Below are 16,833 nucleotides of genomic sequence, written 5' to 3'. Positions count from 1 at the left end.
CGTTTCCTCTGTACTTTTCCTTGCTCTGATTCTTTTACGCTTCGATGATGTTGTTCAAACGGGCGATGACTTTGTCGCGTCCGAGCAGATAAAGCGTCACGTTCAGATCACGGCCGTGCGTTTGGCCGGTGGCTGCGACGCGGGTCGGCATGAACAATTTCGCGCCTTTGAAGCCGGTCTCTTTTTGCACGTCTTTCAGTGCGCCTTTGATCGTATCTGCTGTATACTCTTCCAGCTCGGCGATCTTGTCGCGGAATGCGGCGAGCACAGCCGGAGCGGACTCTTCGGCGAGCACCGCTTTTGCTTCTTCATCATATGCGACTTCTTCGGTGAAGAACATCTCGGACAGGGCGGCGATCTCGGCGACGTAGAGCATGCCGTCTTTATACAGCGAGACCAGTTCCGCCACCCACGCGCGGTCGAAATCGGCGCCGATGTAGCCTGCTTTTTGCAGGTGCGGGATCGCCAAGTCGACGATGCGGTCGAGGTCGGCCGCTTTGATGTACTGGCCGTTCATCCAGTTCAGCTTGTTGGTGTCAAAGATCGCGCCCGATTTGGAGACGCGGTCAAACGAGAACTGTTCGATCAACTCGTCCATCGTAAAGATCTCTTGCTCGCCGGCCGGGGACCAGCCGAGCAAGGCGAGGAAGTTGTTGACCGCTTCCGGCAGGTAGCCAAGCTCTTCGTATTGCTCGATGAACTGGATGATCGACTCGTCGCGCTTGGAGAGCTTTTTGCCGGTCTCGTTGAGGATCAACGGCAGGTGGGCAAACAGCGGCGGTTCCCAACCGAACGCTTCGTAGACCATCAACTGGCGCGGGGTGTTGGAAATATGTTCTTCACCGCGGACGACGTGCGTGATCTTCATCAGGGCGTCGTCGACGGTGACGGCGAAGTTGTACGTCGGGATGCCGTCCGATTTGACGATGACAAAGTCACCGATGCCGTTCGATTCAAACTCGATGGTGTCGCGGATCATGTCGTCCCATTTGTAAACGCGGTCCGGTTTGACTTGGAGGCGAATGGTCTTTTTGCGGCCTTCCGCATCGAGAGCGGCGCGCTCGTCGGCGGTGAGGTGGCGGCATTTGCCCGAGTATTTGTAGACTTCGTTGTTGGCGATGGCGGCTTCGCGTTCTGCTTCGAGCTCGGCTTCGGTGCAGTAGCACGGGTAAGCGGCACCCGACTCGACGACTTTGTTGATGTACTCTTGGTAGACGTCGAGGCGTTCCATGCAGGTGTACGGGCCGTATTCGCCGCCTACTTCGACGCCTTCATCCCATGCGAGACCTTGCCAGCGGAAGCCGTTCATGAAGCCTTGTTCCGCGTTTTCCTTGTTGCGGGTGAGGTCGGTGTCCTCGATCCGGAGGATGTAGGTGCCGCCGTGTTTCTTGGTAAACAGGTAGTTGAAGAGAGCGGTGCGTGCGCCGCCAATATGTAAATGTCCGGTCGGACTCGGTGCAAATCTCAAGCGTACCGTCACGGGAAAAACTCCTTCCACATACGTACTTTATCAGAGTACCTATTTTTACTGTTCAGTATAACATTAATTGGCTGCGAGCAACAATACGACGGCTTGGGCGGCGATGCCCTCTTCGCGGCCGACGAAACCGAGTTTTTCGGTGGTGGTGGCTTTGACGTTGATCTGGCCGAGTTCGGCGTTCAATTCGCGGGCCAGTACGCCGCGCATCTCGTCAATATAGGGGGCGAGCTTCGGTTTTTGCGCCATGATGACGCAGTCGAGGTTGCCGAGTTTGTAGCCGCGTTCTTTGACCATCGACCAGACGTGGGTGAGGAGTTTAACAGAGTCGGCTCCTTTAAATCTGTCGTCGGTGTCAGGGAAGTGGCGGCCGATGTCTCCTTCTGCGATGGCGCCGAGGAGGGCGTCTTTGACAGCGTGGAGCAGGACGTCGGCGTCAGAGTGGCCGAGAAGCCCTTTGTCGTGCGGGATGAGAACGCCTCCGAGGATGAGGGGGCGGTTTTCTACTAGTTGGTGGACGTCGTAGCCGAGACCGACTCGGATCATGGTTGGGTGCCTCCTAAAAAGTGAAAGTATGCGGGGTTGGGTGCCGGGGTGGGGGGGGGGGGGGGGGGGGGGGGGGGGGGGGGGGGCGGGGGGGGAAAAAAAAACCACCACCCCCCCCCCCCCCCCCCCCCCTGGGATCTTGGTGGGGTCCCCCAAAAATCTTTAATTTCGGGGGGGTGGGGGGCGGGGGGGGGAGGTAGGTGCGGAGGGTTCGCGGAGACGCTGCGCGGTCTCAATCTCACCCTCCCGCACCCACCTCCCACCCCCTCGCCAATGTCCCTGCTGACGTGGATCATGGCTGAGGGGCTCGGTGGGGTCCAATTGAGTGAGATAGGAGCGCAAGCGACTTCGCGAACGAAATGGACCCCACCGCGCCCCCGTGCTCCCAGCCCGGCCTAAGTGCCTTTAGCTTTTAGCCTTTCCGCTTTTCCCAAAGCGTCTCGGCAATGATCAAATCTTCCGGTGTCGTGATCTTTATGTTTTCATAGCTGCCCTGCACCATCCGTACCGGATAACCGGCCCATTCGACCAAGGAGGCGTCGTCCGTTCCGAAGCCTCCTTCGAGTTGGCTCCGACGGTGGGCTTCTTCGAGGACTTCGCGCTGGAAGGCTTGCGGAGTATGGACAGCCCACAGTTGTTCCCGTGGCAAGGTCTCGCGGACTTGACCGCGCTCGACGCGTTTGATCGTGTCTTTGACCGGGACACCCAAGGTACCCGCACCGCGCTGTTTCGCAGTCTCGATAACAGCTTCAACTTCGTCGACGGTGACGAGCGGCCTAGCGGCGTCGTGGACGGCGATGTACTCGGTCTCCGGGTGCACAGCCTTGATCCCGTACAGCACGGAGTCTTGTCGCTCCTGTCCGCCCGGGACGATGCGGGAGATCTTTTCGACTCTGTGCTCTCGGACCAGTTCCTGCACATAGTCCAAGTCCTCTTCTGCGGCGACGATCAGGATGCGGTCGATTGAGGGGCATGCCGCAAGCGTTTGCAACGTGCGAACAAGTATCGGGGCCCCGGCGAGCGGCAAGTACTGTTTTTTCATGTCCGTTCCCATCCGTGTGCCTTTGCCCGCCGCGACGACGATCGCTTCCGTCTGCATGGTCGGCCCCTCCTTCCTTTTCTAGTCTTGCCTTTATTCAACACCAAATTTCCAACCTTGACAAGGTGGGCCTATTTCCTTGGAAATATTCAAAAGCCGTGCCCTCGGAAGGAAGGCACGGCCATTTGTTAGAGAGCTCGTTCGAGCATCTTCGGTTTGGCAAAGATCATGCGGCCTGCGGACGTTTGCAGAACCGATGTGACCATGACTTCGAGGCGGGTGCCGATGAAGTCGCGGCCGCCTTCGACGACGATCATCGTGCCGTCATCGAGGTAGCCGACGCCTTGGTTGTGCTCCTTGCCGTCTTTGATGACCTGGACGTAGATCTCTTCGCCCGGCAGGACGACCGGCTTGACCGCGTTGGCGAGGTCGTTGATGTTGAGGACGGAGACGCCCTGCAACTCGCAGACTTTGTTGAGGTTGAAGTCGTTGGTGACGACTTTGGCCGAGATCTGTTTGGCGAGCTTGACCAGTTTGGAGTCGACTTCGGAGACGTCGTCAAAGTCGATTTCCATGATCTGAACTTTGATCTTGAGTTCTTTTTGGATCTTGTTCAGGATATCGAGACCGCGGCGGCCGCGGTTGCGTTTCAGGACGTCGGAGGAGTCGGCGATGTGCTGCAGTTCTTCGAGGACGAAGGACGGGATGATCAGCACGCCGTCGAGGAAGCCCGTTTTGACGATATCGGCGATCCGACCGTCGATGATGACGCTCGTGTCGAGCAGCTTGCCGTCACCCGGGCGGTTTTCGTTTTCTTTTTTCTTTTCTTTGCCGCCGAGACGGCCGGGGAAGACGTTCATCAGGTCTTCACGCTTGGTGAAGAAGAAACGATATCCCATGTAGCCAAGCAATACACTTGCGAAAAATTGCACGACCTTGCCTACCACCGGGATCAGCGAAATGGCAGGTGTCATCAAATATGCAATAATAAGACCGGCAATCATTCCGAACGCCCCTGCAAGAACATCAGGGAACGGAGTCTTCAGAAGCTTTTCTTCAAACCAACGGATGACGCTCACCACATAATCGACGATCCAAGACGTTGCCAAGATAAACAGCGAACCGCCCAACACCGCTCCGAATACTGGATGGATGAAGGGGTTCGAATCGAGCCGTATCCAAGAGAACAGATCGGGAGCAAACTGATAGCCAAGCACGATCCCGATCACTGCAAAGAACAAGTGGACGATTCTCTTCAACACAAGAATGGTCACCTCCTACGTATCATTATAGACAATGAGACGGGCTCAGAAACGTGCCCTGTGCCATTGTCATACACTTTTAATAAAAAGAAAGACGTCACGAGGACGCCTTCTTCGAGAGCCTGTCAAACAGTTGCTCCAATTCCTCTTCGTCCGTCGAGCCAACCAACACCAGTTCACTGACCAAGATCTGTTTGGCTGTGTCGAGCATTTTCCGCTCGCCGGCCGATAAGCCTTTTTCACGTTCGAGATAGAGCAGCTCGCCGACTACGCCGGCGACTTCGTAGATGTCGCCGCCTTTGATCTTGTCGAGGTTGTCGCGGTACCTTTTGTTCCACGCCTCTGTCATGCGCTCTTTCTGGTCGCGCAGGATATCAAGCACCTGTTCGACCTCTTGGCTCGGAATCACTTCACGAATGCCAAGGTTTGTCACCTTGCGTACCGGGATCATGACTCGCATTTCGCCAAAAGGCATCCTCATGATATAATACCGCTCCAGTTCGCCGAGAATTTCACGTTCCTCAATCGATTCGATCACACCCGCTCCGTGCATCGGGTAGACCACCCGATCGCCGATGCTGAACACTTGGCGACACCCCCAGTCGTGGTGGCAATCTCTCCATTAAGAATAGCACACAGAACGGTGTCAGTCAATTTGAAATAAATATCTTAGCACAACTAGACATTATTCGTCAACAACTAGTAGAATGTGTCGAAAAAAGCCGCCAACTTTTGCAGGGTTGGCGGCTTTCTCAGGTCGATTTATTTGATGACTTCTTCGAGCGGTTCGTAGTCGTCATCGTCTGCTGGGTTTCGTTTCCTAGCTTTTTTTCCTTTTTTTTTAAACACGCCGTACAGCGCGTAGAAGGCCAAAGGCAGGAAGATCAGACGGTTGACCATCTGCGGGTAGTACAGGAACACGACCAACACGAAGATCAGGATCGCCGGCACGACATAGTAGGTGGAGCGCGGAATCCCGACTTTTTTGAAGTTCGGGTATTTGATGTTCGAGACCATCAGGTAGGCCAGGAACAGCATGAACAGCGGCAAGGTGATCTTGGGGCTTGGCATCAACTCGTTGTAGAGCGCCAGCGTCGCTAGCACCCCGCCCGCTGCGGTGATCGGCAGGCCGATGAAGTAGTTGGTGGAGCCGGTAGCGACGTTGAAGCGCGCCAGTCGCAGCGCGCCGCAGATCGGGAAGATCGCGGTGATCACCGTGCCGACCCAGCCGAGCTCGTGCAGGACGACCCCGTACATGATAAATGCCGGTGCCACCCCGAACGAGATGACGTCCGACAGAGAGTCGAGCTCTTTGCCAAATTCGCTCTGCGCGTTCAAGGCGCGTGCCACGCGGCCGTCGAGGCCGTCGAGCAGCATGCCGATGATGACGAGGAGAGCCGCCCACTCAAATTTGGATTGAAACGCAACGATGATAGATATGATGCCCAAGAACAAGTTGCCTACGGTAAACAGGCTTGGTAACGCACGACGTACTAACATTAGGCAGTACCTCCCTTTTCACGGAATACCTGCGCAAAGGACAGCAGCGCAGGCCGTCCCTTTCCCCCAAGTACATCGCTTAGATATGCCGGTCGATAAATACTTGCTCCGAGATCCGCTTCATGCCTTCTTTGATCGCCCGCGCACGCACTTCACCGATGCCTTCGACATCGTCGAGTTCATCGATGGAAGCGGAGAGGACGTTCGGCAGAGACTCGAACCGATCCACAAGATTTTCGATCACAGGTTGCGGCAAGCGCGGAATCTTGCTGAGAATCCGATAGCCGCGAGACGAAACAGGTTCTTCGGTGATATTAATATTCCCCGCGTACCCGAGAACTCTCACCAACTGGTTGCTTTCCAGCAATTCATCAGCGGAGAGCGAGTGCAACTCCGTCAGAATGTGGTGCGGCGTGGCATCGACCGAATCTTTGCAATAGTCCTTGACCAAAAGGTATGCCTCTTCGTCTACCTTTGAGACCAATTCCTCCAATTGCATCGAGATCAGGCGGCCTTCGGTGCCGAGCTCGGTGATATAGCGGCGAATCTCCGACTTGATGCGCAGCACCATCTCAAAGCGTTGGATCACCATCGCCACTTCGTGCAAGGTGACCATCTCCTCAAATTCGAGGGCGGAGAGGTTGGTGAGCGCTTGGTCGAGGACCGATTTGTATTTTTCCAGCGTGTTGATCGCCTGGTTGGCTTTCGTCAGGATCACGCCGATGTCTTTCAGCGTGTAGCGGAAATTGGACTGATAGAGCGTGATCACATCGCGGCGCTGCGAGATGCAGACGACGATGTGTCCCGTTTGCTTGGCCACGCGCTCCGCCGTCCGGTGCCGGGTCCCGGTCTCAAAGGACGGGATCGACGGGTCGGGATTGAGCTGCGTATTGGCGGCGAGGATGCGCTTGCCGTCTTCGGACAGGATGATCGCCCCGTCCATCTTTGCCAGTTCATAGAGCGATGCCGGCGAAAACTCGCAATTGATCGTGAAGCCGCCGTCGACGATCTCCATCACCTGCGCCGAGTTGCCGATCACGATCAGCGCGCCTGTCTTCGCCCGCTGCACGTTCTCCAAGCCGTCACGCAACGGAGTGCCCGGTGCGATCAAGCGGAGGATCTTGTTGATCAGGTTTTCTTTTTTGATATCGTCTCTCATACCCGTCATCCCCCTAATGCTACTTGGAACGCCTCCTGGACCGTCTCGACTCCGATGACTTCAATGTCTCCCGGGGGCTGCCAGCCGCGCAGATTTTTCGTCGGCACGATCACGCGGGTAAAGCCGAGCTTCATCGCTTCCCGCACCCGCTGCTCGATTCGGGACACGCCGCGCACTTCACCTGTCAAACCGACCTCTCCAATGTATACGTCGGTCGGTCGCATGAGTTGCTCACGAAAACTGGAAGCCAGCGCAAGCGCGATGCCAAGGTCGACGGCGGGCTCATCGACCCGCACGCCGCCTGCGACGTTGACGTAGGCGTCCTGCGATTGCAGGTACAGCCCCATCCGCTTCTCCAAGACCGCCATGATCAGGGAGACCCGGTTGTGATCGAGTCCGGTGCCCATCCGTCGCGGCGTGCCGTAAGAGGACGGCGTGACAAGCGCTTGAATCTCAAGCAAGACCGGTCGCGTGCCTTCCATGCTGGCCACGACGCAAGAGCCGGCCACCCCGTGCGGGCGTTCGGACAGAAACAGTTCAGAAGGATTGGTCACTTCCTCAAGCCCGCCCTCGCGCATTTCGAAGATGCCGATCTCGTTGGTCGAGCCGAAGCGGTTTTTGACAGCCCGCAGAATGCGGTAGGTATTGTGACGCTCGCCTTCAAAGTACAAGACGGCGTCGACCATGTGTTCCAACATTCTAGGACCTGCAATCGCGCCCTCCTTCGTCACGTGTCCGACGATGAAGGTGGCGATGTTCAGCGATTTGGCGATGCGCAGCAGGAACGCAGTGCATTCGCGCACCTGCCCGACGCTGCCCGGTGCGGACTGCAAGCCCGGGCGGTACACCGTTTGTATCGAGTCGACGATCAGGAAGTTCGGATTGACCAGTTTGATATGCGCCTCGATCCGCTCAAGGTCAGTCTCGGGCAGGATGTAGAGGTTATCAGAGAGAGCGCCCAGACGATCCGCCCGCAGTTTGATCTGCTTGGCCGATTCCTCGCCGGAGACGTAGAGCATGCGCAGGCCTTGTTTGGCGATGGCATGCGCGGTCTGCAGCAGCAGGGTCGATTTGCCGATGCCGGGGTCCCCCCCGACCAGCACGAGCGATCCGGCGACGATACCGCCGCCCAAGACGCGGTCAAATTCACTGGTTCCGCTGTGTTGCCGAACTTCTTCCACAGTATTGATCTCGGTGATCTTGCTCGGTTTGGAAGGTTCCGTCTGCAGGTGATGCAATTCGCCGTGCGCAGATGGCTTGCTCGTTGTCGCGACCTCTTCCACCATGGTGTTCCATTGGCCGCATCCCGGACATTTGCCCATCCATTTCGGGCTTTCATACCCACAGTCTTGGCACACAAATTTTGATTTATACTTAGCCATGATCGTCCCTTTCGCCCATGAGTTTTCAAAAGGTTCCATTCTCCATCATACAGCAAAAAACCCGGTTCGCCAAGGAACCGGGTTTATTTGATTACGCTTCCTGCGCTTCTTTCGTGCCGAGATTTTTCACCACGAGCTTGCCTTCTTCGGAGTCGATCTGGACGAGATCGCCCTTTTTGACCTGTCCGGAAAGCAGTGCTTCGGAGAGTTGATCTTCGATGTGGCGTTGGATCGCCCGCTTGAGCGGACGCGCGCCGTACTGCGGATCGTAGCCCTCTTTGGCGAGGAACGTTTTGGCTTCTTCCGACAAGGTGAAGTGGATGTCGTTTTCGCGCAGGCGCTTTTTGAGATCTTCGCTCATCAGGTCGACGATCTCGCGGATGTGCGCCTCTTCGAGCTGATGGAAGACGATGATGTCGTCGATGCGGTTGAGGAACTCCGGACGGAACTGCTTTTTCAGTTCTTCCATCACACGGTCCTTCATGTCGGTATACTCCGCTTCCTTGCCCGCGGTGAAGCCGAGCGCCGCTTTGCGCAGTTGGGACGCGCCGACGTTGGACGTCATGATGATGACGGTGTTGCGGAAGTCGACGGTGCGGCCTTTGGAGTCGGTCAGGCGGCCGTCATCGAGGACTTGCAGCAAGATGTTGAACACTTCAGGGTGCGCTTTCTCGATCTCGTCGAACAGAATGACCGAGTACGGCTTGCGACGGATCTTTTCGGTGAGCTGTCCGCCTTCTTCATAGCCGACGTATCCCGGAGGCGCGCCGACGAGACGGGCGGTGGAATGACGCTCGCCGTACTCCGACATGTCGATGCGCACCATCGCGTTTTCATCGCCGAACAAGGACTCGGCCAGCGCGCGGGCCAGCTCCGTTTTGCCGACGCCGGTCGGGCCGAGGAAGATGAAGGAGCCGACCGGACGCTTCGGATCTTTCAGACCCGCTCTGGCACGGCGGATCGAACGGGAGATCGATTTGACCGCTTCGTCCTGGCCGATGACGCGCTCGTGCAGGATGTTCTCCATGTTCAGGAGACGCTCCGACTCTTCTTCCGCCAATTTCTTGACCGGGATGCCGGTCCAGGAGCCGACGATATCGGCGATGTCTTCGCCGGTGACAACCGAGTCTTTTTTCACCTGCGTTTGCTGCCATTCAGACTTGCGATTTTCCAGCTCTTCGCGGATCTTTTGTTCGGTGTCGCGCAGAGAGGCCGCTTTTTCAAACTCCTGCGATTGGACAGCCGATTCTTTTTCACCGCGAATCTCTTCGAGCTTTTCTTCCAGCTCTTTGAGGTTTGGCGGCTGGGTGTAAGTGCGCAGGCGCACGCGGGATGCCGCTTCGTCGATCAGGTCGATCGCTTTGTCGGGCAGGAAGCGGTCGGTGATGTAGCGGTCGGACAGTTTGACTGCCGCATCAATCGCCTCGTCAAGGATCTTGACACGGTGATGCGCTTCGTAGCGGTCGCGCAGGCCGTGCAGGATCTGAACGGCTTCTTCCGGCGACGGTTGGTCGACGGTGATTGGCTGGAAACGGCGTTCGAGCGCGGCATCCTTTTCGATGTGCTTGCGATACTCGTCGAGCGTGGTCGCGCCGATGCATTGCAGTTCGCCGCGAGCAAGCGCCGGCTTGAGGATGTTCGACGCGTCGATGGCGCCTTCCGCGCCGCCTGCTCCGATCAACGTGTGCAGTTCATCGATGAAGAGGATGATGTTGCCCGCTTGACGGATCTCATCCATGATCTTTTTCAGACGATCCTCAAACTCACCGCGATACTTGGTGCCGGCGACGACGGTGCCCATGTCGAGCACCATGACGCGCTTGTTGCGCAGGGTCTCCGGGATCTCGTTGTCGACGATCTTTTGCGCGAGGCCTTCCGCGATGGCCGTTTTGCCAACGCCCGGCTCGCCGATCAGCACCGGGTTGTTCTTGGTGCGGCGGGAGAGGACTTGGATGACGCGCTCGATCTCTTTGGAGCGGCCGATGACCGGATCGAGCTTTTGATCGCGTGCGTATTGGGTCAGGTCGCGGGCCAGCGAGTCGAGAGTCGGCGTGTTGGCCGACTGCGCGTTTTCTTGGTGCGACTCATGCGCGTCGCCGCCGAGCAGTTGCAACACTTGCTGACGGGCTTTGTTCAGCGAGACGCCGAGGTTGGCCAGCACGCGGGCTGCCACGCCTTCGCCTTCGCGGATCAGGCCGAGCAGGATGTGCTCGGTGCCGACGTAGTTATGTCCGAGCTTGCGCGCTTCGTCGATGGAGAGTTCAATGACTTTTTTGGCGCGCGGGGTGTAGGCCATGCCGCCTTGTTGCCCCGGTCCGCGGCCGATGATCTTTTCCACTTCTTTTTGAACTTTGTCACTGGAGAGCCCGAGCGAAACCAGTGATTTCGCAGCGATTCCTTCCCCTTCGCGCACGAGGCCGAGGAGAATATGTTCGGTACCGACCCCGGAGTGGCCGAGGCGATTGGCTTCTTCCTGCGCCAGTGCCAGTACTTTCTGTGCTCGTTCCGTAAAACGTCCAAACATCATGGTTCACACCTCCAAGTAATGAATCTTATTCCATCAGTTCTCTGCGATATGACCTGGATATCAGATATGACCTTGATCCATGCGCAACCGCTCGCGAACGAGATCGGCGCGCCGCCAGTCACGCTCCCCCGGTGCCAATTCGGTGCCGGAGTATTTTTGCATGAAGGCCGGTTGGGTCATGACCATCAGCTCTTTTAAAATATTTTGCGACACACCTTTGATGACGCCCAGATCGATGCCAAGGCGCACGTCCGACAGCCGCTGCATCGACTCGCGGGAGTCCAATCGCCTCGCGTAGGCGAGGATGCCGAACGAGCGGGCGATGCGGTCCTCGATCACTTCCCGATTTTCTTCCATCAGGAACTGACGGGCTTGCTGCTCGTGCTCGATGATCTTGCGGGCCACCGATTCGAGGCTCTGGATGATCTCCTCTTCCGACTGGCCGAGCGTGATCTGGTTGGAGAGCTGGAACAGATTGCCCACCGCGTCGGTGCCTTCACCGTGCACGCCGCGCACCACGAGGCCGACTTGACCCAGTGCGGAGAGCACGCGGTTGATCTGCTGCGTGACGACGAGGGCTGGCAGATGCAGCATCACCGAGGCGCGGATGCCGGTGCCGACGTTGGTCGGGCAGGCGGTGAGATAGCCGTATTTTTCATCAAAGGCGTAGTTGAGTTTGGCTTCCAGCAGGTCGTCGATGGTGGTCGCCAGCTCCCACGCCGCACCCAGTTGCAGTCCTGGCATCAGGACTTGCAGGCGCAGGTGGTCTTCTTCGTTGATCATGATCGACACCGCTTCGTCATCGCGTAAGGCGACGGCGCTGCGGCGGGCGTGTTCGACGAGAGACGAGGAGATCAGGTATTTTTCCACCAACGCCTGCCGATCGACGTGCGGGACGTTCATCAGGGGGATGATCTCATAGGAGCCGCCCGACTTCTCCTGAAACTCCGGCGAAAAGACCGCGTCCGCCACACGGCGGGTGATCTCTTCGGCTTGCGAGTCGTTCATCAGGATCGGAAACGGGAGATCGCTGAGGTTGCGCGCGATGCGGATGCGGGTGGAGATCACGATGTCCGAGTGCGGACCGTCTTCCCGCATCCACCGGCTTGCGTCGTGAAGGAAATCTTGCACCGCCATGCCTTACATCCCCCCCTGTTCGATCTGACCTTCCATCTCGCGGATGCGATCGCGAATGACCGCCGCTTCTTCAAATTGCTCCAGCGAGATCTTTTCTTGCATGTCCTGTCTGAGCCTTGCCAGTTGCTGGCGAAGTTTGATCACACCACCGGTGCGACGGGGAAATTTCCCTGTGTGCGTGGTGGCCCCGCCGTGGATGCGGCGCAGCATCGGTTCCAATTTGCCGGAAAAATGCTTGTAGCAATCCGCACAGCCGAAGCGGCCGACTTGGACAAATTGTTGATAGCCGAGTCCGCAGGTCTCGCAGCGCACAGGAGCGGATGCTTGCCCTTGTTGCCCGGGGGCTCCAAAGCCCGGCATCCCGGTTTGCTCAAATCCGAGCAGACCGCTCAACAGATTATGAAAAGAGAATCCGCCCGCGTTGCCTTTCATCATGAAATCGCCCGTATCGCGGGCGCAGGCGTCGCAGAGATGATACTCCGTCTTCTCTTGGTTGATGATCTTGGTGAAGTGGACGGTCGCGTCCCTTTGGTTGCATTCCTGGCACAGCATGGTGCTCTCCCCTTTCCAAGAAAACCTGTTACCCCTTGAGGATGGCGACGAGCATAGCCGACAAATGACTGGCCCGCACCTGATCGCGCACGCCCGGCGGGAGTGCGAGGATATCGCTGCAGACAACAGCTCGCATCATCAGCGCCTCGCGAGTCGAGATCACCTGCTCCTCGAGCAATCGATGGATAAATCCCTCGGCCTCGCGCGACGTGAGCGACGAACCGATGATGTCGAGGATCGTGCGGTGCAGGCTTTTGTTGCGGTCCAATCCGACTTTGGTGATTCGGATGTAGCCGCCGCCGCCGCGTTTGGATTCGACGATGTAACCTTTTTCCACGGTGAACCGGGTGCTGATCACGTAATTGATCTGGGAGGGCACACATTGAAACTCGTCCGCCAACTCACTGCGTTTGATTTCGACGACGCCTTGCGAGTTGGTGAGGATCTGTTTTAAATGTTGTTCGATGATGTCGGAGATATTGCGCATAGTGCCCGTATCCTCCCTCCTCCGTCGATCCATCTGACTTTGACTAATATTGACCTTTTGATTTTATTATATTCACTTCATGGGAAAAGACCAAGAGCTATCTGTTCCCCACTGTGCCCATTTGTCTGAAAATTATTCGTTTGTCGGGACATATCTTCGTTTTTCTTGACCATTCTTGATCTTTCGGATTGACCTTATCTGACCAATTGATCGAGAATGTCAGAGAGTTCGTCAAAGGACTTGATTTTGACGGTAGCTTGAGCGAGTTCGTCCTCCCCGGCAAAACCAAAGTCGCAACCGACCGTCGGGATGCGATTGTCGATGCCCGCCGTGATGTCCGATTTGCGGTCGCCGACCATGACAGCCTGCGCGTTGATCAAGTCGTGGTCTCGCAGCAGGATGGCGAGGAGGTCGGACTTTTTCTCCGTTTTGTAGGCACCGGCTGCGTAACATTGCGTAAAGAGCGAGCAGATGCCGGTGGTTTTCAGCACGGTGTCGACGTAGCGCTTTTCACCGTTGGAGCAGACGAAGAGGGGGATGTTGCGGTTATGCAGAGAGGTGAGGACTTTGCGCACGCCTTTGTAGAGGCGGCCTTCGCCCTCTTTCATCAGGGCGATCTCGTGATGGGCGAGCATCTCGTTGGCGCGGTCGCGTACGTTCATGTCGGCGTCCGGGAGCAGGGTCTCCCACAACTCCGGGATGGTCATGCCAAAACAGGAGAGGATCCGGTCTTCGGAAGGGGTCTCGCCGTCGTATAAACTTTCGTTGCGCAGGTCTTCAAAGGTGCGGCGAAATGCCGGAACGGCGACCCGCTCCGTTTGGTAGAGGGTACCGTCGACGTCGAAGATGACAGCTTGTATGGGATGGGTTGCGTTCATGTTTCACCCGGCCTTCCTCGGAAATGTGAGCAGTATTCTTGACGTTCTCAGGGTATACCAATTATGATTCTTTTTTAAGGGTACACAAAGGCATTGCGGCTTATGCCGTGTCCGGCAGAGAAGGGAAGAGACGGAAAATGGCTTCGAATAAATATGAAGAGATCGCCCAAGCAGCGGTAAAACTTTTTGAACGCAAAGGGTATCACGCGACATCGGTACAGGATATCGCCGATGAAGTCGGGTTGCAAAAAGGGTCTCTCTATCACTACATCTCCAGCAAGGAAGATCTGCTGATGCAATTGGCGCATCGCTCGATCAGCGACTTCAACGCCAAGATGGAGCGACTGCTGGAAGATCAGGCGCTGACCAATCGCGAGCGTTTGTTGCAAGCGTTGGAAAATCATCTGCATGTGGTCACGACACACCAGTCGCTCACGACGGTGTTGCTGCGCGAGGCATTTTCGTTGAAGGAAGAGCCGCAGAAGGTGATTCAGGAACTGAGCGACAAGTATCTCAATCTGTGGACGCGCATGCTGGAGGAAGGGGTCGCGGCGGGAGAGTTCCGCCCGGTCAATGCACGGGTGACGGCGCTGGCGATCCTGGGGTCGTGCAACTGGGCGTACCGCTGGTATAAGGAAGGCGGCAAGTTGACGGCCGAGCAGATCGCAGGGTTGTTTGCGGATCTGTTCTTGGACGGGATGACGAAAGAACAGTAGGTATTTGTAAAAAGGCTGTCGACGAAGTACTCGTCGACAGCCTTTTTTGTGTGTTGATTAGTTGATGGTGTAGACTGCGAAGCCGGTGAAGTCGGTGTTTGCATAGGAGGTGTTGGAATAGCCCGGATCGTTGCAAGCGAAGATCAGGCCGCCGTTGTGGCCGGTCAAGAGCACCCAGTGAGCGCCGCCGCGGACTTGAGCGATGATCGCTTTGTTGCCTGCGTCCAGGTAGGAGCGCAGGGTAGCCGAGGACAGGGAGCCCGAAGTAGAGGTACCGCCGTAGTAACGACCTTGGAAGGTGATACGGGAGGAGTTCAATTTCGGAACTGCGCCCCAGACGAGGTTGTCGCCGGAGTAGCCGCCGTTGCCTTTCAGCCAGGTGTTGAAGTTTTTCGGGGTGGTGGTGGCGCCGCTGATGGTGATGCCTTTATGAGCCAGTGCCATCGCAACGGAGGTGATGACGCAGCCTTCGGAACCGATGGTGCCGCCGCCGCCCATCAGGTCGGCCGACCAGCGAGAATCGGTTTGTTTATAGAGCGGAGCGACGAAGTTTGCTTCTGCTGCCGGAGTTTGGGTCATACCCGGAACTGCTACCGCGCCGGTGACCAGTGCGGTGGTGAGTACGAGGGAGGTCAGAGCTTTTTTGATCATGGATGATCTCTCCTTAAGTGTTTGTTTTTAGTATGAATCTTGATTTTAATATACCATGTTGTATATAGTTTTACAATGCTCATTTTTACTATTCTGCCTAATTAGATCATATTTCCCTATAATAATAAAAAACCGTTGACGAGAGGATCCCGTCAACAGTCTCTTTCTTCTATTAGTTGATCGTGTAGACTGCGAAGCCGGTGAAGTTGCTCGTGGTGTAATAGGTGGAGGAGTAGCCCGGATCGTTGCAGTAGAAGGTGGTGCCGCCGTTGTGGCTCTTCAGCAATACCCAGTGCGAGCCGCTGCGAACTTGTGCGATAACCGCTTTGTTGCCTGCATCGAGGTAGCTGCGCAGAGTCGAAGCGGAGAGAGAGGTACCGCCGGTGTAACGACCTTGGAAGGTGATGCGGGAGCTGAGCTTCGGTACCGCGCCCCAGACGAGCAGGTCGCCGGAGTAACCGCCGTTGCCTTTCAGCCAGGTGTTGAAGTTTTTCGGGGTGGTGGTGGCGCCGCTGATGGTGATGCCTTTGTGAGCCAGTGCCATTGCGACAGAGGTGATGACGCAGCCCTCTGCACCGATGGTACCACCACCGCCCATCAGGTCTGCAGACCAACGGGAGTCGGTTTGTTTGTAAAGAGGTGCATTGAATGCTGCTTCTGCTACCGGAGCTTGGGTAAGGCCTGGAACTGCTACCGCGCCGGTGACGAGTGCAGTCGTGAGGACTGCGGAGGTGATGATTTTTTTGAACATAGATAATTCCCCCTGTAATTTATTTTCGTGAATATACCTTTATTATAATGGATTATCTTGTTATGTTCAATAGTCAGTTATATATAATTTTTGTTAACAATCAACTAAGGTTGTATCGCTTATTAGACAAGTGTTTTGAATAACGATAAAAAGACCCGATCCGGGTTTGGATCGGGTCTTTCATTTGCGAAATAACAAAACGCCCCGCGACGACCTACTCTCCCAGGACCCTGCGGTCCAAGTACCATCGGCGCTGGAGAGCTTAACTTCCGTGTTCGGGATGGGAACGGGTGTGACCTCTCCGCTATTGTCACGAGACGTTTTTTTGCTTTGAGTGCTGCTGGGTGGTCCGAGCGGCCGGGGTATCCCTTGCCCCGCTCAAACACGTTTTGGCAAAACCGGCCAAAACAACTCGCTCCTCCAAGGGACACCCCAACCGCTCGGGCGGGCGTCAGGTGCAGGACGGGTTGGTTTGGGAGTTTGGTGTTCCCTGAAAACTGGATGCGAATGTTAGATGAGTTAGGCTGACGCCTATTTTTAGGATAAGCCCTCGACCTATTAGTACTGGTCAGCTGAACGCCTCACGGCGCGTACACCTCCAGCCTATCAACCTTGTCGTCTACAAGGGGTCTTACCACGTTAACCGTGTGGGAAGTCTTATCTTGAGGTGGGCTTCGCGCTTAGATGCTTTCAGCGCTTATCCCTTCCCGACATAGCTACCCAGCGATGCGGTTGGCACCACAACTGGGACACCAGCGGTCGGTTCATC

At 56.5% G+C, this 16,833-nt stretch carries 16 protein-coding genes and 2 rRNA genes; 1 reads left to right on the top strand and 17 read right to left on the bottom strand.

The genetic code is table 11. From position 1 onward, the window contains the following. Positions 1-34 precede the first annotated feature (34 nt). The 13 genes from gltX to OS242_RS20360 all read right to left on the bottom strand — a co-directional run bounded on the left by gltX (position 35) and on the right by OS242_RS20360 (position 13,946). Complete coding sequence (gltX, locus tag OS242_RS20420) at positions 35-1,480, bottom strand: glutamate--tRNA ligase (RefSeq protein WP_267153527.1); 1,446 nt, start codon at positions 1,478-1,480, stop codon at positions 35-37. A 63-nt stretch (positions 1,481-1,543) separates the two neighbouring features. Next, positions 1,544-2,023 carry a 2-C-methyl-D-erythritol 2,4-cyclodiphosphate synthase gene (gene ispF / locus OS242_RS20415; RefSeq protein ID WP_267153526.1) on the bottom strand — a complete coding sequence of 160 codons (480 nt, stop codon included), beginning with the start codon at positions 2,021-2,023 and terminating at the stop codon, positions 1,544-1,546. Positions 2,024-2,435: 412 nt separating this feature from the next. Further along, the gene (ispD, locus tag OS242_RS20410) at positions 2,436-3,122 is read right to left on the bottom strand and encodes a 2-C-methyl-D-erythritol 4-phosphate cytidylyltransferase (RefSeq protein WP_267153525.1); all 687 of its coding nucleotides are present in this window, start codon (positions 3,120-3,122) and stop codon (positions 2,436-2,438) included. 128 nt (positions 3,123-3,250) lie between these two features. Continuing rightward, complete coding sequence (locus OS242_RS20405) at positions 3,251-4,324, bottom strand: PIN/TRAM domain-containing protein (RefSeq protein ID WP_267153524.1); 1,074 nt, start codon at positions 4,322-4,324, stop codon at positions 3,251-3,253. Between the two features lie 97 nt (positions 4,325-4,421). Continuing rightward, positions 4,422-4,910: a CarD family transcriptional regulator gene (locus OS242_RS20400; protein ID WP_267153523.1), complete on the bottom strand. Its 489-nt coding sequence runs from the start codon at positions 4,908-4,910 to the stop codon at positions 4,422-4,424. A 176-nt stretch (positions 4,911-5,086) separates the two neighbouring features. Continuing rightward, entirely contained in the window at positions 5,087-5,824 is a 738-nt protein-coding gene (pssA, locus tag OS242_RS20395; RefSeq protein WP_267153522.1) for a CDP-diacylglycerol--serine O-phosphatidyltransferase, read from the bottom strand. A gap of 79 nt (positions 5,825-5,903) precedes the next feature. Then, a complete protein-coding gene (disA, locus tag OS242_RS20390) occupies positions 5,904-6,983 on the bottom strand; it encodes a DNA integrity scanning diadenylate cyclase DisA (protein WP_267153521.1) in 1,080 nt (359 codons plus the stop codon). 5 nt (positions 6,984-6,988) lie between these two features. Further along, entirely contained in the window at positions 6,989-8,365 is a 1,377-nt protein-coding gene (gene radA, locus OS242_RS20385) for a DNA repair protein RadA (protein ID WP_267153520.1), read from the bottom strand. Positions 8,366-8,456: 91 nt separating this feature from the next. After that, positions 8,457-10,892 carry an ATP-dependent Clp protease ATP-binding subunit gene (locus OS242_RS20380; protein WP_267153519.1) on the bottom strand — a complete coding sequence of 812 codons (2,436 nt, stop codon included), beginning with the start codon at positions 10,890-10,892 and terminating at the stop codon, positions 8,457-8,459. Between the two features lie 60 nt (positions 10,893-10,952). After that, positions 10,953-12,029, bottom strand: coding sequence for a protein arginine kinase (locus tag OS242_RS20375; RefSeq protein WP_267153518.1), 1,077 nt, complete (start codon positions 12,027-12,029; stop codon positions 10,953-10,955). A gap of 3 nt (positions 12,030-12,032) precedes the next feature. Next, positions 12,033-12,581: a UvrB/UvrC motif-containing protein gene (locus tag OS242_RS20370; RefSeq protein WP_267153517.1), complete on the bottom strand. Its 549-nt coding sequence runs from the start codon at positions 12,579-12,581 to the stop codon at positions 12,033-12,035. Between the two features lie 28 nt (positions 12,582-12,609). Beyond that, positions 12,610-13,068 (bottom strand): CtsR family transcriptional regulator, encoded by a 459-nt coding sequence (locus OS242_RS20365; RefSeq protein ID WP_267153516.1) that lies wholly within the window; start codon positions 13,066-13,068, stop codon positions 12,610-12,612. 194 nt (positions 13,069-13,262) lie between these two features. Beyond that, positions 13,263-13,946, bottom strand: coding sequence for an HAD family hydrolase (locus OS242_RS20360; protein WP_267153515.1), 684 nt, complete (start codon positions 13,944-13,946; stop codon positions 13,263-13,265). A 137-nt stretch (positions 13,947-14,083) separates the two neighbouring features. On the opposite strand from OS242_RS20360, the gene OS242_RS20355 reads away from it, so the two are divergent. After that, positions 14,084-14,662 carry a TetR/AcrR family transcriptional regulator gene (locus tag OS242_RS20355; RefSeq protein WP_267153514.1) on the top strand — a complete coding sequence of 193 codons (579 nt, stop codon included), beginning with the start codon at positions 14,084-14,086 and terminating at the stop codon, positions 14,660-14,662. A 57-nt stretch (positions 14,663-14,719) separates the two neighbouring features. Here the strand turns inward: OS242_RS20355 and OS242_RS20350 are convergent, their stop codons facing one another. From OS242_RS20350 to OS242_RS20335, 4 genes are all read right to left on the bottom strand, one after another. Then, on the bottom strand, positions 14,720-15,313 hold the full coding sequence (locus tag OS242_RS20350) for a C39 family peptidase (protein ID WP_267153513.1): 594 nt from the start codon (positions 15,311-15,313) through the stop codon (positions 14,720-14,722). Positions 15,314-15,485: 172 nt separating this feature from the next. Further along, entirely contained in the window at positions 15,486-16,064 is a 579-nt protein-coding gene (locus OS242_RS20345) for a C39 family peptidase (RefSeq protein WP_267153512.1), read from the bottom strand. Between the two features lie 201 nt (positions 16,065-16,265). Next, positions 16,266-16,382, bottom strand: a 5S ribosomal RNA gene (rrf, locus tag OS242_RS20340). 220 nt (positions 16,383-16,602) lie between these two features. Further along, a 23S ribosomal RNA gene (locus OS242_RS20335) occupies positions 16,603-16,833 on the bottom strand; the annotation flags it as partial.

Source organism: Tumebacillus lacus (genome assembly GCF_026410385.1).
Lineage (GTDB): Bacteria > Bacillota > Bacilli > Tumebacillales > Tumebacillaceae > Tumebacillus > Tumebacillus lacus.
The sequence above is the reverse complement of the archived record's forward strand: the minus strand, read 5'-3'. Positions and strand labels throughout refer to the sequence as shown.

Coding starts and splice junctions, on each gene's coding strand:
- ispF (WP_267153526.1), bottom strand. CDS start 2,023: ATGATCCGAGTCGGTCTCGGCTACGACGTCCACCAACTAGTAGAAAAC.
- OS242_RS20345 (WP_267153512.1), bottom strand. CDS start 16,064: ATGTTCAAAAAAATCATCACCTCCGCAGTCCTCACGACTGCACTCGTC.
- ispD (WP_267153525.1), bottom strand. CDS start 3,122: ATGCAGACGGAAGCGATCGTCGTCGCGGCGGGCAAAGGCACACGGATG.
- OS242_RS20365 (WP_267153516.1), bottom strand. CDS start 13,068: ATGCGCAATATCTCCGACATCATCGAACAACATTTAAAACAGATCCTC.
- pssA (WP_267153522.1), bottom strand. CDS start 5,824: ATGTTAGTACGTCGTGCGTTACCAAGCCTGTTTACCGTAGGCAACTTG.
- OS242_RS20375 (WP_267153518.1), bottom strand. CDS start 12,029: ATGGCGGTGCAAGATTTCCTTCACGACGCAAGCCGGTGGATGCGGGAA.
- OS242_RS20350 (WP_267153513.1), bottom strand. CDS start 15,313: ATGATCAAAAAAGCTCTGACCTCCCTCGTACTCACCACCGCACTGGTC.
- OS242_RS20355 (WP_267153514.1), top strand. CDS start 14,084: ATGGCTTCGAATAAATATGAAGAGATCGCCCAAGCAGCGGTAAAACTT.
- OS242_RS20360 (WP_267153515.1), bottom strand. CDS start 13,946: ATGAACGCAACCCATCCCATACAAGCTGTCATCTTCGACGTCGACGGT.
- disA (WP_267153521.1), bottom strand. CDS start 6,983: ATGAGAGACGATATCAAAAAAGAAAACCTGATCAACAAGATCCTCCGC.
- radA (WP_267153520.1), bottom strand. CDS start 8,365: ATGGCTAAGTATAAATCAAAATTTGTGTGCCAAGACTGTGGGTATGAA.
- OS242_RS20370 (WP_267153517.1), bottom strand. CDS start 12,581: ATGCTGTGCCAGGAATGCAACCAAAGGGACGCGACCGTCCACTTCACC.
- OS242_RS20380 (WP_267153519.1), bottom strand. CDS start 10,892: ATGATGTTTGGACGTTTTACGGAACGAGCACAGAAAGTACTGGCACTG.